This is a genomic window from Streptomyces sp. NPDC046900, from assembly GCF_040644975.1.
Classification (GTDB): domain Bacteria; phylum Actinomycetota; class Actinomycetes; order Streptomycetales; family Streptomycetaceae; genus Streptomyces.
In genome coordinates this window covers 56,075-70,574 of the sequence record NZ_JBEYXD010000046.1, presented here as the reverse complement: position 1 = coordinate 70,574, position 14,500 = coordinate 56,075, and the positions used below count along the sequence as shown (strand labels likewise).

At 70.6% G+C, this 14,500-nt stretch carries 13 protein-coding genes and 2 pseudogenes; 11 read left to right on the top strand and 4 right to left on the bottom strand.

What is annotated here, in order from left to right; genetic code table 11:
- From ABZ904_RS32870 to ABZ904_RS32850, 5 genes are all read left to right on the top strand, one after another.
- Positions 1-693: zinc ribbon domain-containing protein (locus ABZ904_RS32870; RefSeq protein WP_361827418.1), on the top strand; the 693-nt coding region annotated here is incomplete at its 5' end.
- A gap of 170 nt (positions 694-863) precedes the next feature.
- Entirely contained in the window at positions 864-1,802 is a 939-nt protein-coding gene (locus ABZ904_RS32865) for an ATP-binding cassette domain-containing protein (RefSeq protein ID WP_359409117.1), read from the top strand.
- Positions 1,799-2,650, top strand: a complete 852-nt coding sequence (locus tag ABZ904_RS32860; protein WP_359409119.1) for an ABC transporter permease — start codon at positions 1,799-1,801, stop codon at positions 2,648-2,650. Before ABZ904_RS32865 ends, ABZ904_RS32860 begins: the two co-directional genes overlap by 4 nt.
- Positions 2,651-2,718: 68 nt before the next feature.
- Complete coding sequence (locus ABZ904_RS32855) at positions 2,719-3,987, top strand: histidine kinase (RefSeq protein WP_359409154.1); 1,269 nt, start codon at positions 2,719-2,721, stop codon at positions 3,985-3,987.
- Entirely contained in the window at positions 3,984-4,652 is a 669-nt protein-coding gene (locus ABZ904_RS32850; protein WP_361000080.1) for a response regulator transcription factor, read from the top strand. Before ABZ904_RS32855 ends, ABZ904_RS32850 begins: the two co-directional genes overlap by 4 nt.
- Before the next feature lie 464 nt (positions 4,653-5,116).
- Here ABZ904_RS32850 and ABZ904_RS32845 read toward each other — a convergent pair whose 3' ends face one another.
- Both ABZ904_RS32845 and ABZ904_RS32840 read right to left on the bottom strand, forming a co-directional pair.
- Positions 5,117-6,400, bottom strand: coding sequence for a serine/threonine-protein kinase (locus tag ABZ904_RS32845; RefSeq protein ID WP_361827415.1), 1,284 nt, complete (start codon positions 6,398-6,400; stop codon positions 5,117-5,119).
- A 215-nt stretch (positions 6,401-6,615) separates the two neighbouring features.
- Positions 6,616-7,290, bottom strand: a complete 675-nt coding sequence (locus ABZ904_RS32840; RefSeq protein WP_359409125.1) for a hypothetical protein — start codon at positions 7,288-7,290, stop codon at positions 6,616-6,618.
- 160 nt (positions 7,291-7,450) lie between these two features.
- On the opposite strand from ABZ904_RS32840, the gene ABZ904_RS32835 reads away from it, so the two are divergent.
- The 6 genes and pseudogenes from ABZ904_RS32835 to ABZ904_RS32810 all read left to right on the top strand — a co-directional run.
- On the top strand, positions 7,451-7,789 hold the full coding sequence (locus tag ABZ904_RS32835; protein WP_361000083.1) for a response regulator transcription factor: 339 nt from the start codon (positions 7,451-7,453) through the stop codon (positions 7,787-7,789).
- Entirely contained in the window at positions 7,786-9,840 is a 2,055-nt protein-coding gene (locus ABZ904_RS32830) for a histidine kinase (RefSeq protein WP_361827411.1), read from the top strand. The genes ABZ904_RS32835 and ABZ904_RS32830 overlap by 4 nt, the downstream gene beginning before the upstream one ends.
- Complete coding sequence (locus ABZ904_RS32825) at positions 9,828-10,475, top strand: response regulator transcription factor (protein WP_359409131.1); 648 nt, start codon at positions 9,828-9,830, stop codon at positions 10,473-10,475. The genes ABZ904_RS32830 and ABZ904_RS32825 overlap by 13 nt, the downstream gene beginning before the upstream one ends.
- Before the next feature lie 620 nt (positions 10,476-11,095).
- The gene (locus tag ABZ904_RS32820) at positions 11,096-11,515 is read left to right on the top strand and encodes a YciI family protein (RefSeq protein ID WP_359409133.1); all 420 of its coding nucleotides are present in this window, start codon (positions 11,096-11,098) and stop codon (positions 11,513-11,515) included.
- The gene (locus tag ABZ904_RS32815) at positions 11,488-12,819 is read left to right on the top strand and encodes an RNA polymerase sigma factor (RefSeq protein WP_361827407.1); all 1,332 of its coding nucleotides are present in this window, start codon (positions 11,488-11,490) and stop codon (positions 12,817-12,819) included. The genes ABZ904_RS32820 and ABZ904_RS32815 overlap by 28 nt, the downstream gene beginning before the upstream one ends.
- Before the next feature lie 280 nt (positions 12,820-13,099).
- Positions 13,100-13,268 (top strand): annotated as a pseudogene (locus ABZ904_RS32810) (amino acid deaminase/aldolase); the annotation flags it as partial.
- A 46-nt stretch (positions 13,269-13,314) separates the two neighbouring features.
- On the opposite strand, the gene ABZ904_RS32805 reads toward ABZ904_RS32810, so the two are convergent.
- Together ABZ904_RS32805 and ABZ904_RS32800 are read right to left on the bottom strand one after the other, a co-directional pair.
- Positions 13,315-14,235, bottom strand: a complete 921-nt coding sequence (locus ABZ904_RS32805; RefSeq protein ID WP_359409138.1) for a DUF2510 domain-containing protein — start codon at positions 14,233-14,235, stop codon at positions 13,315-13,317.
- Positions 14,236-14,317: 82 nt separating this feature from the next.
- Positions 14,318-14,498: pseudogene (locus ABZ904_RS32800) on the bottom strand (SDR family oxidoreductase); the annotation flags it as partial.
- Positions 14,499-14,500: the final 2 nt, after the last annotated feature.

Genomic DNA, 14,500 nt, shown 5'->3' with positions numbered 1-14,500 from the left:
ACCCGCCTGTCCCAGCAGGTCCGCGGACAGATCGCCGACCGCATGCGGCACCTCGCCACCGAACAGGGCATCGCCGTCGTCACGGTTCCAGCCCGGAACACCTCCAAACTGTGCCCGCACTGCCTGACCCCGCTGCGGCACCGCAAAGCCCCCGACCGGCCCACCCTCCCGGGATGGAAATGGGCCGTCTGCCTCAACCAGGACTGCGGTTGGCAGGGCGACCGCGACCACGGTGCCTGGCGCCGTATCGCAGCCCGCGGCCTGGCCCACCAGGCCACGACCGTTTGCGACCGCGCCAGCGGCCACATGGTGATCCGGACGGTCCTCGACGACCTGGAAGCGAACGCGGTCCTCACACCGACTCCCAAGACCAGCCGGAAGGACCGGACCAAGACCGGCCCTACCCGGCGTCGTTCCCCACGCCCCGCGCCCAGGCGACGCAGGGCACCCTCCCCGGCACGGCCTCGCGGTCGTGCCGGCCAGCGTCCGGAGGGACACGCTCACACGGACCGGACCCGGCTGCCCCGCGCAGCCCACCGACACCAGGGCGTGAACACGATCAGCACACCCACCACCGGCCACCAGCCACAAGGGGCGGCACTCGGCGCGGGATTCCACCTCCACGCCCACGCCTCCCCACCACGGTGGGAAACGATCCCGGAAACTCAATCCAACCCAGGATCGCATAGCTAATCAGAGACGCTGTAAGTACCGCCGCCGGCTGCCGGCGCCGTAGTACCCCGGTACTACCGGCCCGCCACTGTTCAGCCCCCGGTACCACCGGATCCGGCAGATCGCGGACTTAGCGTTGCGGAGGAGGCGTCAGGCGTTTCGGGCGCCGGAGTCCGAGAGAGAGAACGCGAATGATCGAGGCACAGCAGCTCACCAAGAGGTACGGGGAGAAGGTCGCGGTCGACGGTCTGGACTTCACCGTGAAGCCGGGCACGGTGACCGGCTTCCTGGGGCCCAACGGTGCGGGCAAGTCCACGACGATGCGCATGATCGTCGGGCTGGACGCGCCGACGAGCGGCTCCGTCACGGTGAACGGTCACCGCTATGCCCGCCACCAGGCACCGCTGCAGGAGGTGGGGGCGCTGCTGGAGGCGAAGTCGATCCACCCGGGCCGCTCTGCCTACAACCACCTCCGGGCCCTCGCGCTGACTCATGGCATTCCGCGCCGTCGGGTCGAGGAGGTCGTCGAACTCGCCGGTCTCGGCAGCGTCGCGAAGAAGCGTGCCGGTGCCTTCTCCCTCGGCATGGGCCAGCGGCTCGGCATCGCCGCGGCCCTGCTCGGCGATCCGCAGACCGTGATGCTGGACGAGCCGGTCAACGGGCTCGACCCCGAGGGCGTCCTGTGGATCCGGAACCTGCTCACCACCCTCGCGGCCGAGGGGCGCACGGTTTTCGTCTCCTCGCATCTCATGAGCGAGGTGTCACTCGTCGCGGATCATCTGATCATCGTCGGGCGTGGCCGGCTGCTGGCCGACACGACCGTGCAGGACCTGGTCCGCGAGGCGGGCGGCGACACCGTGAAGGTCGCAACGGACGACCCGGCGCGGCTGCGGGACGTGCTGGCCGGCTCGGGTGTGGAGATCACCGGCCGCATCGGCTCGGAGGAACTCCAGGTCACCGGGATGTCCGCCCGTGCGATCGGACTGAAGGCGGCCGATCATGGGATCCCCCTGTTCGAGCTGACCACGAAGGCGGTGTCGCTGGAGGAGGCATTCATGGAACTGACCAGGGACGCCGTGGAGTACCACGGCTCCACGACCGGCATCGAGACCTCCGGGAGCGCGGCATGAGCACCCTCACGGCAACGCCCGAGACTCCCGAGACCGCCCCGGCCGCTCAGGCCCGGCCCGCCTACCGGGTCACCGGACGGCGCGTGCTGGCCTCTGAGTGGGCCAAGCTCTGGACTCTGCGTTCCACCTGGATCACCCTCGGCCTGGGTCTGCTGTTCCTCGTCGCCTTCGGTGTCATCGCCGCGAGCCACTACAAGTCCAATCTCGACTCCGGCCGGCACATGGACCGCGACTTCGCCACCGCGACGGCCGTGAGCCTGTCCCTCTTCGGCACGAACTTCGCCCAGCTCGCCCTCGGTGTGCTCGGCGTGCTGGTCACGGCGGGCGAGTACTCCACCGGCATGATCCGCTCGACCCTCGCGGCCGTACCGCGCCGGCTCCCGGTGCTGTGGTCCAAGGCGGCGGTGTACGGAGTGGTCGCCCTGGTGGTCGCGACCGTCGGCGCGTTCGTCGCCTTCCTCGTGGGCAGCCAGATCGTCTCCGGCACGCCTGCCGCCATGGGCATGGGCCATGCCGGCGTCGTCCGCAGCCTCCTGGGCGCCGGACTCTACCTGGGCCTGGTCGGAGTGATCGGCGCCGCCCTGGGCGCGCTGCTGCGGTCCGTGGCCGGCGGTATCTCGGTCCTGGTCGCCGCCCTCATGCTCGTACCCGGGCTGATCTCCCTGCTGCCCAGTTCGTGGCAGGGCGACATCGACCCCTACCTCCCCAGCCACGCGGGCGAGTCGATCTTCGCTCTGACCCACGACTCCACCACCCTGTCGCCGGGCGCCGGACTCCTGGTCTTCCTCGGCTGGACAGCCCTCGCGCTGGCCGGAGCGGCGTACCGGCTGCTGCGCAGCGACGTCTGAGCGGCAGCCACCCGCATCATGGGTTGGTGACATCCGTGACATCCGTGACCGCCGATGACCTCAGCGGGATGGGGCCGCTGGTCGCCCGGCTCGGCCGGGCCGGCCAGCGGCTCCGGCATGCCGACCGGGCCCGTCCGTGGGTGCTGGACACCGCGGTGGTGGTGCTGGTCTTCCTGCTGTTCTGCTTGCCGGATCTGCTGCATGCAGTCGGCGTGATCGGGGGGGACGGCGACGGCCCGCGCCGCTTCCGCGTGGCATTCACCCGGTTGCCCGTGGCGGGCATCATGGCCCTGCAGGCCGGGCTGGTGCTGCCGCTGTTGTGGCGGCGGCGGGCGCCCGCCGCCGCCTTCGGCGCCGTCACGGCCGTGTTCGTCCTCCAGTGGTCCCTCGGCGCCGCGCTCCGTGCGGACGTCGCCCTCTTCGTCGCCCTGTACAGCCTGGCCCTGCACGGGCGGCTGCGGCAGCTGGCTTGGGCCTGCGCGGTCGCAGCGGGTGCACTGAGCCTGGTCGCGGTGCGGGTCTCGGCGGCGGTGTCGGTCTGGGACGCACTGTTCTTCCTGCTCAGCACGGCGACCGCAGCACTCGCGCTCGGCCTGATGATCCGCATCCGGCGGGCCCAACTGGTCGGGCTGCGCGAGCGTGCGGCACGGCTGGAGATCGAACGCGACCAGCGCGGCCGACTCGCTGTCGCCGCCGAACGGGCACGAGTGGCCCGCGAGATGCACGACATCGTGGGTCACAACCTGTCCGTCATCATCACCCTCGCCGATGCAGGAGCCTACGCCGCAGGCGCAGCTCCGGAACGGGGCAAGGAGGCCCTGCACCTCATCGGCGACACCGGCCGCCAGGCGCTGAGCGAACTGCGGCGGGTGCTCGGCGTACTGCGCGAGGCGGACGGTGCGCCGGCCGAGCCCGAGCTGAGCCCGCAGCCCGGTCTCACCGACCTCGACGCGCTGTGCGAGGGGGTGCGCGCCGCCGGCCTGGAGGTCGTCTACCGTACGGTCGGAGACATCGACGCCCTCGACAGCGGGGTGCAGCTCACGGTCTATCGCATCGTGCAGGAGGCCCTGACCAACACCCTGAAACACGCCGGCGCCGGCGCGCGTGCGAACCTGGCGATCGTCGTGGAGGACACGCGGCTGACCATCACGGTCCAGGACTCCGGCCCCTCCACCCCGGTCGGCCGTCCCCGCACGGCGAACGAGGAAGGTCACGGCCTGGTGGGCATGCGAGAACGAGCGGCACTCTATGGAGGGCACGTCAGCGCGAGCCCCGCAGGCGCCGGCTGGACGGTACGGGCCGACCTCGACCTCACCCCCCAGGACGGTGCCCGGTGACCACCGTACTCGTTGTGGACGACCAGCCGCTCCAGCGGTACGGCTTCCGCATGCTTCTGGACTCCGTGCACGAGACGGAGGTGGTCGGCGAGGCCGCTCACGGAGCCGAGGCCGTGCGCAAGGCCGCCGAACTCCGCCCGGACGTCGTCCTCATGGACGTCCGCATGCCGGGCATGGACGGCATCGAGGCCACCCGCCGGATCGTCGCCGCCGGCGACCGCTCCCGTGTCCTCGTCCTGACCACCTTCGACCTCGACGAGTACGTGTACGCGGCGCTGCGCGCCGGAGCCAGCGGGTTCCTCCTCAAAGACGCCCGCCCCGAGGAACTCCTGGCGGGCATCCGCGCGGTGGCCGTCGGAGATGCCGTTATCGCCCCCGCGCTCACCCGCCGCCTTCTCCACGAGTTCGCCCGTCTCGTGCCGCCCGCCGGTGCCGGCTCCACCGAGGACCCGAGACTGAGCTCCCTGACCGACCGTGAACGCGAGATCCTCGTCGCCATCGGCAAGGGCTGGAGCAACGGCGAGATCGCCGGCCGTTTCGTCCTGTCGGAGTCCACCGTGAAGACCCATGTCGGCCGGGTCCTGGCCAAGATCGGTGCCCGCGACCGCATCCAGGCAGTGATCTTCGCCTACGACCACGGTCTGGCCCGGCCCCAGGCGAGCTGAGCAAGCAGGTGCAGCCTTCGACGGACAGCCGGCGCAGCGATCCGCGCCACGGGATGGGAGCTTCGGCCGGCGGCGGGCGTGCTGCGGTGTTCCTTCTTCATACCGAGGTCGGTGCGGGTCTTGGTGAGGGTGGGGTGTGATCGCGCCAGTGCTGGTGTGTACTTCCCGCGATTGATCGTTTGTTCGATAGGGGTGGTGGTGACCAGGCGGCGGAGGGGTCCGCTGCCGTGCGGGACCGGGGGCTTCGTTGAAGAGGGATCAGGGATTCGTGATGCCCGCATATGGGTGGCGGTACTGCTGACGGGCGGCGTTGATCGGGGCGACCGCGCCGGGGTAGCAGCCAGTCCGGGGGGTGCGTGCAGAGACGTTCATGCTTCCCGTGGGTGCGCCGGTGCCGGGCCTGCATCACTTGCGTGAGCCGGGCATACGCAGTGCGGACGTCCGCGCGGATCGGGGCGTACTGGTCATGCCTTCCTGGGCCGCGGACCCTGAGACGCTGGTGGCGTCGTCGTGCTCCGGCGGGTGCGCCATCGCCGGTACAGCCCGGTCAGGATCACCACGAGGGTCACTTCACCGACTTTCGCCCCGACTGGGATGTCTGAAGCCCCCATCAGCCCCGCAAACACCGCCACCAGGTAGACCGCGCCGCCGGTCCGCAGCAGCCAGGGCGGCAACCCCCTGGTGGCCCGCCGCGTCTGAGTCGCGGGTACTGTCGGTTCGGTATGGGACCGGCGCGACGCCGGCATCTCCGATTGTTCTGCCCTTTTCGCCTTTTCCGCCGCCTTCGCATTCCTGGGGCCTGCCTGGGCCGGGACACGCGGTGGCTCGGTTGGAGCGGGAGGCGGCATGAGCAGCGGGTCGGGAGGCGGCGGTCCGGGATCGAGTCGCGTCGGCGGGAGGGGTGCGGGCCGGGCGGATGTGAACGTGGTGGACGCCGCGACCATCGCGCTCAGCCGGTGCCGGACTTCCGCGGCGGTCTGCGGACGGTCGGCCGGTTTCTTGGCCAGCAGCGCGAGGATCAACTCGTCCCAGCCCTGCGGTAGTCCCGAGCGCAGCAGCCGCGGCGGAGCGGGAGGCTCAGTGATGTGCTTGCGCAGCACCACATGCCAGGCGCCACCTTCGAACGGCAGTCGTCCCGTGACCAGTTCGTAGAGGATGCAGCCCAAGGAGTACAGATCACCCCGTCCGTCGACAGTTCCTTCTCCTCGGGCCTGTTCCGGCGACATGTAAGCGGGTGTGCCCATGATCGACCCGGTGGGGGTCAGCGTGGTCGGTGCTCCCGTGGTGCCGTTGAGGAACCGGGCGATGCCGAAATCGAGAACCTTGACGACCCTGCCGTCGCCGACGGCCGTGGTATCCCTGGTGATCATGACATTCGCCGGCTTCATATCTCGGTGCACCACGCCGGCCGCGTGGGCTGTCCCCAGCGCACGGCACAGTTGATCGGTCCAGCGGCCCACGTGATCCAGCGGAGGAAGCCAGCCGGCGCTCTTGAGCAGATGGTCCAGCGGGCGCCCGTCCAGCAGTTCCATCACCAGGTACGGCACCTTGGGTCCGTTAGCCATCCATGCCGTACCCAGTTCATGGACCGTCTCGATGTGCGGACTGGACAGCCGTGCGACGGCCCTGGCCTCCCGCATGAACCGGGCCGCGGCCTTGGGGTCCTGGGCGTAGGCGAGTTCGGTGATCAGTTTGACAGCCACCTCGCGGTGCAGGTTCGTGTCATAGGCGCGCCACACCTCACCCATGCCCCCTGGATCCGATCCGGTCGATCAGGCGATAGCGCCCGTCCAGCAGCCGTTCCGACATCGGCTCCCCCTTGTCACGGCCGGATCCCTCGTCCGGCGGTGTGCGGCGCGTCCTGGTGGCGTGGTCCCGGCCCCTGTTACAGGACTGCCCGCACCGCGTCTGCGATGGGCCGGGCCGGCCACCCCCCTCCTGTGGCCGGTCCGGCGCGGTGCCGCTAAGCCGTGGCCGTGGCGCGGCGGTCCGGCAGCAGTTGCTGGACGCCCGCCGCCGCGGCCCACAGTGCGATACCGATGGCGGTGGGGAAGAGCCCGTCGAGGCGGTCGGAGATGAGGATGGTTCCGGCGGCGAGGGCGTAGCCCAATCCGCCGATGACACCGGGAATGGCGGCGACCATGTTGCCGAGGGTCCGCGTGAGTGCTCCGGCCAGCGCGAGTGCTGCGATGCCGAGGCCGAACACGGGCATGGCGATCGTGTCGACCACGACGAGAGTGTCGGTGATCGGTGTGTTGCCGCCGCTGGCGAGGCGGTCGGCCTCGCCGGCGGCGAGCAGGTGCAGCAGCAATGCGAGCGAGGCCAGGATCGCCCCTAGCGCCGCGACCGTGGTCGCGTGCCGCGCCCATGGTGTCTCCGTGGGCAGGCGGCGGCGTACGAGCGCGATCAGCGCGGCAGCGATGAGAGCGGTGCCGGCCAGCATGAGCGCCTGCGACGGGTACCAGCCCCCGTCCTCGAACATGACCCGCAACCGTTCCTTGGCGCCGCCATCGGGCGCGTCGACCCTTGGGTGCAGGCCGCCGCCGATGAGGAAGGCGGTGCCGCCGGCGAGCAGCAAGCATGCGGCGGTCCTTGCCTTGACCCGCGCGGCAGGCGGGGGAGTTGGCGTGGTGGACATGGGAGGGACTTCCTTTCGGGTGGACGAACGACTGTTGGAACCGTAGGAATTGCGGCATGGATGTTCATCGAGGCCTGCCCTGGAGCGGATGAGGGTTAGCCCTCAGGCGGGGGCGGTGCGGTTGTGCGAGCATCTGTGCATGCACCGGAGCGCCGTCATCGTGGACGACCACGCCGAGTTCAGGGCGCTGGCCGGCGAACTGGTGGCGGCGGCGGGGCTGGAGGTGGCAGCGTTGTGCCCGGATGGGCAGTCCGCGCTCGAGGCCGTCGCCGCGCTCCGTCCGCAGGTGGTGCTGTTGGACATCCAACTGCCGGACATCAGTGGGTTCGATCTGATACCGCAGATCATGAGCCTGAGCGAAGGCGTCTGCATCGTGTTGGTCTCCACGCGGGATGCGACGGACTATGGGCGGCGCGTGGCAATGAGTGGCGCCACCGGGTTCATCCCGAAGGCGGAGCTGTCGGTGGCGGCTCTCGCCGCGGTCATCGGTGGGCCATGAGCCAGCCTCGCCGCCCCCGCATCGCCCCGTTGGGCCTTGGTCTGGTCTCCGGCGCCCTCGTTGCCGGCGGCTTCGCCTTCGGCGTCTTCCTGCCCAATCTTCACAACGGGCTGATCGCGGCGGCGTTCACGGCTGTGGGTGTGTTCGTCCTGGACCGACGGCCGAGACACCGCGAGGGCTGGCTGTTTTTGGCAACCGGACTCGCGCATGCGGTCATGTTCTTCGGACGCCAGTACGCGGCCGGGCCCCTCGGTGTGGACGAGCCGGGCGCCGTGTGGCTGGGGTGGTTGGGTATTTGGCCGCTTGCGCTGGTGCTGGCGTTGTTCGGTGTGACCATGCTGTGTTTCCCGGACGGCAGGCTGCCCTCGTCGCGTTGGCGGGTCGTGGTGGCAACGATGGTGCCTGCGGCCGCGATGCTGTCGCTGGCCTCGGCGCTGTGGCCGGTCGAGTACGCAGACGACGGCCTTACCGTCGCGCACCCGTTTCGCGTCGCGGGCTACGAGACGGCACAACGTGTGTGGAACGTGCTGGGGCCTACGGCTTATCTGCTGTTCCAGCTGGTGTGGGTGATCGGTGCCGTCATCCGGCTGCGCCGCGCGTGCGGCGACGAGGCACGGCAGTTGCGCTGGTTCGCGTACGCCTTGGTGATGGGCGCGGTGGCCATGGGCGTCGGGCTTGTCGCGTTCCGCACTCCGGCGCTCGGGTTGCTGGCGGTGCCGCTGGTGGCCGTCGCGGCGGGTGTGGCGATCGTCAAGTACCGGTTGTACGACATCGACCTTCTGATCAACAAGACTGTGGTGTACGGCGCGATGGCCGTCATCGTCACCCTGGTGTACGTGGCCGTGGTGGCCGGCATCGGGCGGCTCGTCAGTGTTGGCGACGCGGGCGGCTCGTGGTGGCCGCTGGCGGCCACGGCGGTGGTCGCGGTGGTGTTCGAACGGGTGCGTCGGCGGGTGCAGGGGGCTGCGGACCGGCTTGTCTACGGGCGCCGGCCCACGCCGTACGAGTCGCTGGCGCGCCTGTCCACCCACGTCAGCCGTGGCGGCCAGGACGCCGACCTGTTCACCGGGCTTGCCTCGACCATCGCCGACGGTGTCGGTGCCGCAGAGGTCACTTTGTGGGTGGGCGGCGAGGCCCAACTCGTGGCGGTGGCAACCTGGCCTCCGGCGGCCGGCCCCGGTACGCCCGTCGTCACCGCGCCGACCACGCTCGCGGCGCTGGCCGACGGCGGACGCACGCACGTGCGACGTATCGATTGCCGGGGTGCCGTGCGCGGCGCGGTAACGCTGACCAAGGCGCGTGGCGACGTGCTGACCGTCGCCGAAGACCGGCTGCTGCAGGATCTGGTGGCGCAGGCCGAACTCGTCCTGGACAACATCGGACTCGGCGAGGAGCTGCGGCGTCGGCTGCATCAGATCGCGGTGCAGGCAGCCGAGCTGCAAGCGGCGGCACAGCGCATCGTCGCGGCGCAGGATGAGACGCGCCGCCGTTTGGAGCGCGACCTGCACGACGGGGCCCAGCAGCGCCTGGTCATTCTCGCGCTGACCCTCCAGGCGATAGCCACCAAGGCGGCACCCGACGTCGCCCTGGCAGGCACGATCGAGGACGCCCGCCGCCAACTGACCCTCGCGCTGGCCGAGCTGCGTGAACTCGCGCGCGGCATCCACCCGGCTGTCCTCACCCGGGAAGGACTCGGCGCGGCGCTCGACTCCCTCGCCGAACGCTCACCGATCCCGGTCACCGTCGACGTGCCCCTCGTCGCGCGACTTCCACGCGAGGTCGAGGCGACCGCCTACTTCATCGTAAGCGAGGCCCTGACCAACGCCACCAAGCACTCGGGGGCCACGGCCATCGCGATAACCGGCCAGGTCACCGACAGCCGGCTGTGCGTAGAGGTGGCCGACGACGGCCGGGGCGGCGCGGACGGGCGGTGGGGCAGTGGACTCCAAGGCATCCTCGACCGCCTCGCGACCCTCAACGGCCGACTGACCGTGCAGAGCCCCGCCGGCAACGGCACCCGACTCCGAGCGGAGATTCCATGCGCGTGGTAATCGCCGACGACGTCGTACTCTTCCGTGAGGGCGTCGCCCGCATCCTGGCCGAGGCGGGCTTCGACGTCACCGGCCAGGCGGGCGATGCTGCCGGGCTGATGGCACTCGTGCGGCAAGCACCACCGGCCGTTGCGATCATCGACATCCGGATGCCGCCGGGCCACCTGGACGAGGGTATGCAGGCCGCGATCCAACTCAGGCGCGCACACCCCGACGTCGGGCTGCTGCTGCTGTCCCAGCACGTCGAAACGTCCTACGCCGTGCGACTGATGACCGAATTCGACTCCGGCGTCGGTTACCTGCTCAAGGACCGGGTCGCCGACCTGCAGACGTTCGCGGGCGATGTGCGGCGGGTCGCGAACGGCGACTGCGTACTGGATCCCGAACTCGTCGCTCGTCTCCTGGGCCGCAAGCGTGTGCACGACCCGCTGGCGGCGCTCACCGAACGCGAGCGGGGGGTACTGGAACTCATGGCTCAGGGGCGCTCCAACCTCGCCCTGTCCGCCGAATTGTTCCTGAGCCCCAAGACCGTCGAAGCGCACGTGCGGAGCATCTTCACCAAGCTCAACCTGCCCCAGGACGCCGCCGGCCACCGCCGCGTCCTCGCGGTCCTCGCCTATCTCCGGGCTCGTTGAGAGGCTCGGTGAACGACTCCGGCGGTCCGGCGGCACGGCGGCACGGCGGCCGGCACGACCGGTCCGGTCGATGCTCCTGGCGATGAGGCCGGTGCTTCGGGTGCGTGGCGGGCGGGCTTGGTCGTAGAAGAGGGTGAAACGGTAGACCCTTCCTTCGTCGGAGATGACTTGGCCATCCTCGTGATCAGGTCCTCCCTGCAGGAGGTCGACGACAATCGTCCCGTCGGGATCAAGTCCCTGGGCCCTCAGGAGCTCCCGCAGCCGGATCCAGAGGCATAGGTACTGGTCCTCCGAGGCTCGGTGCAGTGAACGACGATGCTTGACATCATGTGCTCACGATCGGCCCTCCAGTCGGCGGTGGGTAGCAGCACGGCTGAGGCCGAGGGAGGCTCAGTGGCTGAGTCGAGCCATCAGCGATCTTGAAAACCGCCCCTCAGAGGTGCCCCCGGTCATGCTCGGTTGCTGTCGTCGCTGTACTTCGCTTGGCGCCCGGATCTCCGGGATACGGTGTCCCCGGCCCGGGTGCAAGGAATTTCTGTCCGCCTGTCGATCCGTGGCTGCCTCGTTCGACCTTGGGGTGAGAAGGCCGAAGGGCGGCCCTTAGACCGAGGAGACCGAAGATGGCGAAGTACATGTTGATCCTGCGGGGCACGGACGAATCCGTTGCGAAGATGATGGCCACCCCTTTCGAGGAGATGCTCGAGACGGTGGGTCGCTTCAATGAGGAGTTGATCCGGGCGGGCGTGCTCGTGGCCGCCGAGGGCCTGGACGACCCGGCCCAGGGCGTGGTGGTCGACTTCAGTGGCGAGACGCCAGTGGTCACCGACGGTCCGTACGGCGAGACGAAGGAGCTGTTCGGTGGCTTCTACCTGATCGACGTGGCATCGAAGGAGGAAGCGGTCGAGTGGGCCCAGCGGCTCCCGGCCGTCGCCGGCTCGAAGTGCGAGGTCCGCCGCGTACCGGGCATCGACGAGTTCCCGCAGGACAACGAGTGGATCATCAGGGAGCGGGCGTGGCGCGAGCGGACCGGCCAGCTGTGACGCCCGCGGCCGCCGACGGCCCGCCGAGCGCCGAGTCGGCGCGGCGGGCCGTCGAGGCCGTCTGGCGGATCGAATCCGCACGGATCGTGGCTGCGTTGACCCGCTACACCGGGGACTTCGAGCTCGCCGAGGACGTCGCGCAGGAGGCGCTGGCGGAGGCGCTGGTCTCCTGGTCGCGCGACGGTGCGCCCACGCACCCGGTGAACTGGCTGCTGGCGACCGCGCGGCGGCGCGCCATCGACAGCTTTCGCCGTCGGTCGGCACTCGACGAGCGGTACACCATGCTCGGAGGCTGGCTCGCCGAGGGGGACCAGAGCTCGGGCGTGGTGGTCCCGCCGGACCGGTCGGACGCCCTGCCGTGGGATCCCGACCGGGTCGACGACGACGTCCTAGCGCTGATGTTCATCTCCTGCCATCCGGTCCTCTCGCCCGAGGCCCGCGTAGCCCTGACGCTGCGTGTGGTCGGCGGCCTGTCCAGCGAGGAGATCGCCCGGGCGTTCCTGGTGCCCACACCGACGGTTCAGGCACGGATCACGCGGGCGAAGAAGACGATCGCCGCAGCCGGAGTCCCGTTCGAGCTGCCGCCGACAGAGGAACGGCGTAATCGGCTCGGCGGTGTCCTCAGCGCGCTCTACGTGATCTTCACGGAGGGCTCGACGGCGACGATCGGTGACCACCTGCTGCGCCCCGACCTGGCGTACGAGGCGATCCGACTGGCCCGGATGCTGGGCGCGTTGCTGCCCGATGAGCCGGAGGTACACGGGCTGCTCGCCCTCTTCGAGCTCACGGCCGCTCGCTTTCCCGCACGCACCGGGCCGGATGGCGAGGCGGTGCTCCTGGAGGATCAGGACCGGCGTCTGTGGGACCGGTCGGCGATCCGTCGCGGTATGGCCGCACTCGGCCGGTCCTCGGCCCTCGGGCGCGGCCTGGGACCGTACGGTCTGCAGGCGTCGATCGCCGCGTGCCACGCGTCGGCGTCTTCGGTGCCGGAGACCGACTGGGAGCGCATCGTGCTCCTGTATGAGGCGCTCTGCCGCATCGCCCCGTCACCCGTCGTCGAACTCAACCGGGCGGTCGCCATCGCGATGGCCGAAGGGCCGCAGCAGGCGCTGTCCGTTGTGGACGAACTGGCCGCCTCCGGCCGCCTGTCGGGCTCGTACCTGCTCCCGAGCGTGCGCGGCGAGCTGCTCGTCCGGCTCGGCCGGACCGCCGAGGCACGGACCGAGCTGGAGCTCGCCGCCCGCCTGTGCCGCAACGCCCGCGAACGGTCAGTGCTGCTGTGCAAGGCGGCTGCACTGGAGTAACACCGGCGGCCGGCAGCAGCCGCCCAGGCGGAGCCCTCAATGCCTGCTGCCGCCGGGCGCAAGCAGGCTGGTTACCTGGGCGATCGCTTCCGGGGAAGGCTTGAAGTAGCGGCCAACGCTCTCTGCCCTCTTGTGTCGGGACTTCGCCATCAGCATCAGCAGACTCGTCCCGGCCTCGCGCCTCGCCTAGGTGGGTCAGAACGGAGCGGCGCTACTCAGATCCCAACCGGCACTGGGCCCGCGCAGCGCGGTGTGGTGGTCCAGCAAGCGCGACCCCCTGGAGGGTCCCGGCGAGATGCAGCCGCCGCTGTTGGGCGCGCCCGGCCGACCAGCTCCTCATCGGCGACAAGGTGTCGTTCCGGCATGCCAAGGCGGGCCAGCTGTGCGAACGGTTCGACACGCCGCACCTGATCGAGGGCGACGAGGTCACGGCGACCGTGCCGACGTAGCGCGGCAAGGGCCGGACGTTCCTGTGACGGCCGGGCAGCGCCACGGTCAGGCGCTGGTGCCGCTGCCGCCGCCGTCGAGGCGCTCGATGCCATCAGTGATCCACTGCATGTCCGTCACAGACGGGCCCCTGCTGTTGTCGTCGAAGCCGAAGCCGAGCAGCAGATAGCGGCCCTGGACCCACGGCGAGGGGAACACCACCGCTTCCACGACGGCGCCGGGCCCCTTGCCCGTGCTGACCTTCCAGCGGACGAAGGACCCCTTCCGGCCCGCGACCGTCACAGCCCCCGCGGCGGTCTGGCGATGTCTGGTGATGCCGCCGTAGTCCTGCAGGCCGCTCATGTTCGTACCGTACGTGCTCCGCGCGACCTCGCCGATCTCGGCCTGTGCCAGCTCCTCGAGGGTCAGGTCGCCAGGATGGGCGATGACCCGCGTGTACGCCCCGCCGGGCAGGCAGGAGTCGGCGGGCACTGCCGGGCAGTGGTACGCGGTGCCGTACCCGAGGCCCGCGCCGGTCTTGGTGGAAGTGCCCCGCCAGCCGCGCAGCAAGGGAACGCGAAGGCCGTTGACCGTGTCGTCGACGTGTCCGGTGACGGCCGGGCGCTGCCCCGGGGGCCGGCTGCCGCCACTGTGGCGGTCCTCGCCCGCGGATCCGGAAGGGCTCGGCTGGGCGCGGTGCGACGCCGACGGGCTCGGCGCGTGCCGGTCGGGGGAGGCAGACCCGTGGGCCGACGGTGCCTTGCGGCCGCCGTCGCCGCCAGTCAGCACCACCGCCGCCGTGACACCCCCGGCGACCAGCACAAGGGCGCCGGTTATGAGGCCCACGACCAGGCCGCGGCGCCGCTTGCCCTCGCCGGGCGGCTGCGGCGCCTGTACATGCTCGGTCCAGGTCGTGCCGTCCCACCACCGATGCCCGGCCGGGCCGCCGCCCTCATGCCACGGATCCGGGTACCACCCGGGGGTCGCCATGTTCACGGCGGCACCTTACCCGCACGAACTGAAGGCGCGGCCACCGAGGTTGACCGTCTCGCCCGCCGCACAGCGGTGTCACTCACGTGCCCGAGATCCCGCCGATCACCAGGAATTGGGTGGCGTTCACGAAGGGGGAGTCGACGCCGGCGAGGAACGCGACCGCCGCCGGCGATCTCCTCGGCCTCCGCGAACCGTCCGACCGGGATGTGCGCCAGGCGGCGCGCGGCCCGCTCGGGGTCCTTGGCGAACAGCTTCTGCAGGC

Coding starts and splice junctions, on each gene's coding strand:
- ABZ904_RS32865 (WP_359409117.1), top strand. CDS start 864: ATGATCGAGGCACAGCAGCTCACCAAGAGGTACGGGGAGAAGGTCGCG.
- ABZ904_RS32860 (WP_359409119.1), top strand. CDS start 1,799: ATGAGCACCCTCACGGCAACGCCCGAGACTCCCGAGACCGCCCCGGCC.
- ABZ904_RS32855 (WP_359409154.1), top strand. CDS start 2,719: ATGGGGCCGCTGGTCGCCCGGCTCGGCCGGGCCGGCCAGCGGCTCCGG.
- ABZ904_RS32845 (WP_361827415.1), bottom strand. CDS start 6,400: ATGGGTGAGGTGTGGCGCGCCTATGACACGAACCTGCACCGCGAGGTG.
- ABZ904_RS32840 (WP_359409125.1), bottom strand. CDS start 7,290: ATGTCCACCACGCCAACTCCCCCGCCTGCCGCGCGGGTCAAGGCAAGG.
- ABZ904_RS32830 (WP_361827411.1), top strand. CDS start 7,786: ATGAGCCAGCCTCGCCGCCCCCGCATCGCCCCGTTGGGCCTTGGTCTG.
- ABZ904_RS32825 (WP_359409131.1), top strand. CDS start 9,828: ATGCGCGTGGTAATCGCCGACGACGTCGTACTCTTCCGTGAGGGCGTC.
- ABZ904_RS32820 (WP_359409133.1), top strand. CDS start 11,096: ATGGCGAAGTACATGTTGATCCTGCGGGGCACGGACGAATCCGTTGCG.
- ABZ904_RS32805 (WP_359409138.1), bottom strand. CDS start 14,235: ATGGCGACCCCCGGGTGGTACCCGGATCCGTGGCATGAGGGCGGCGGC.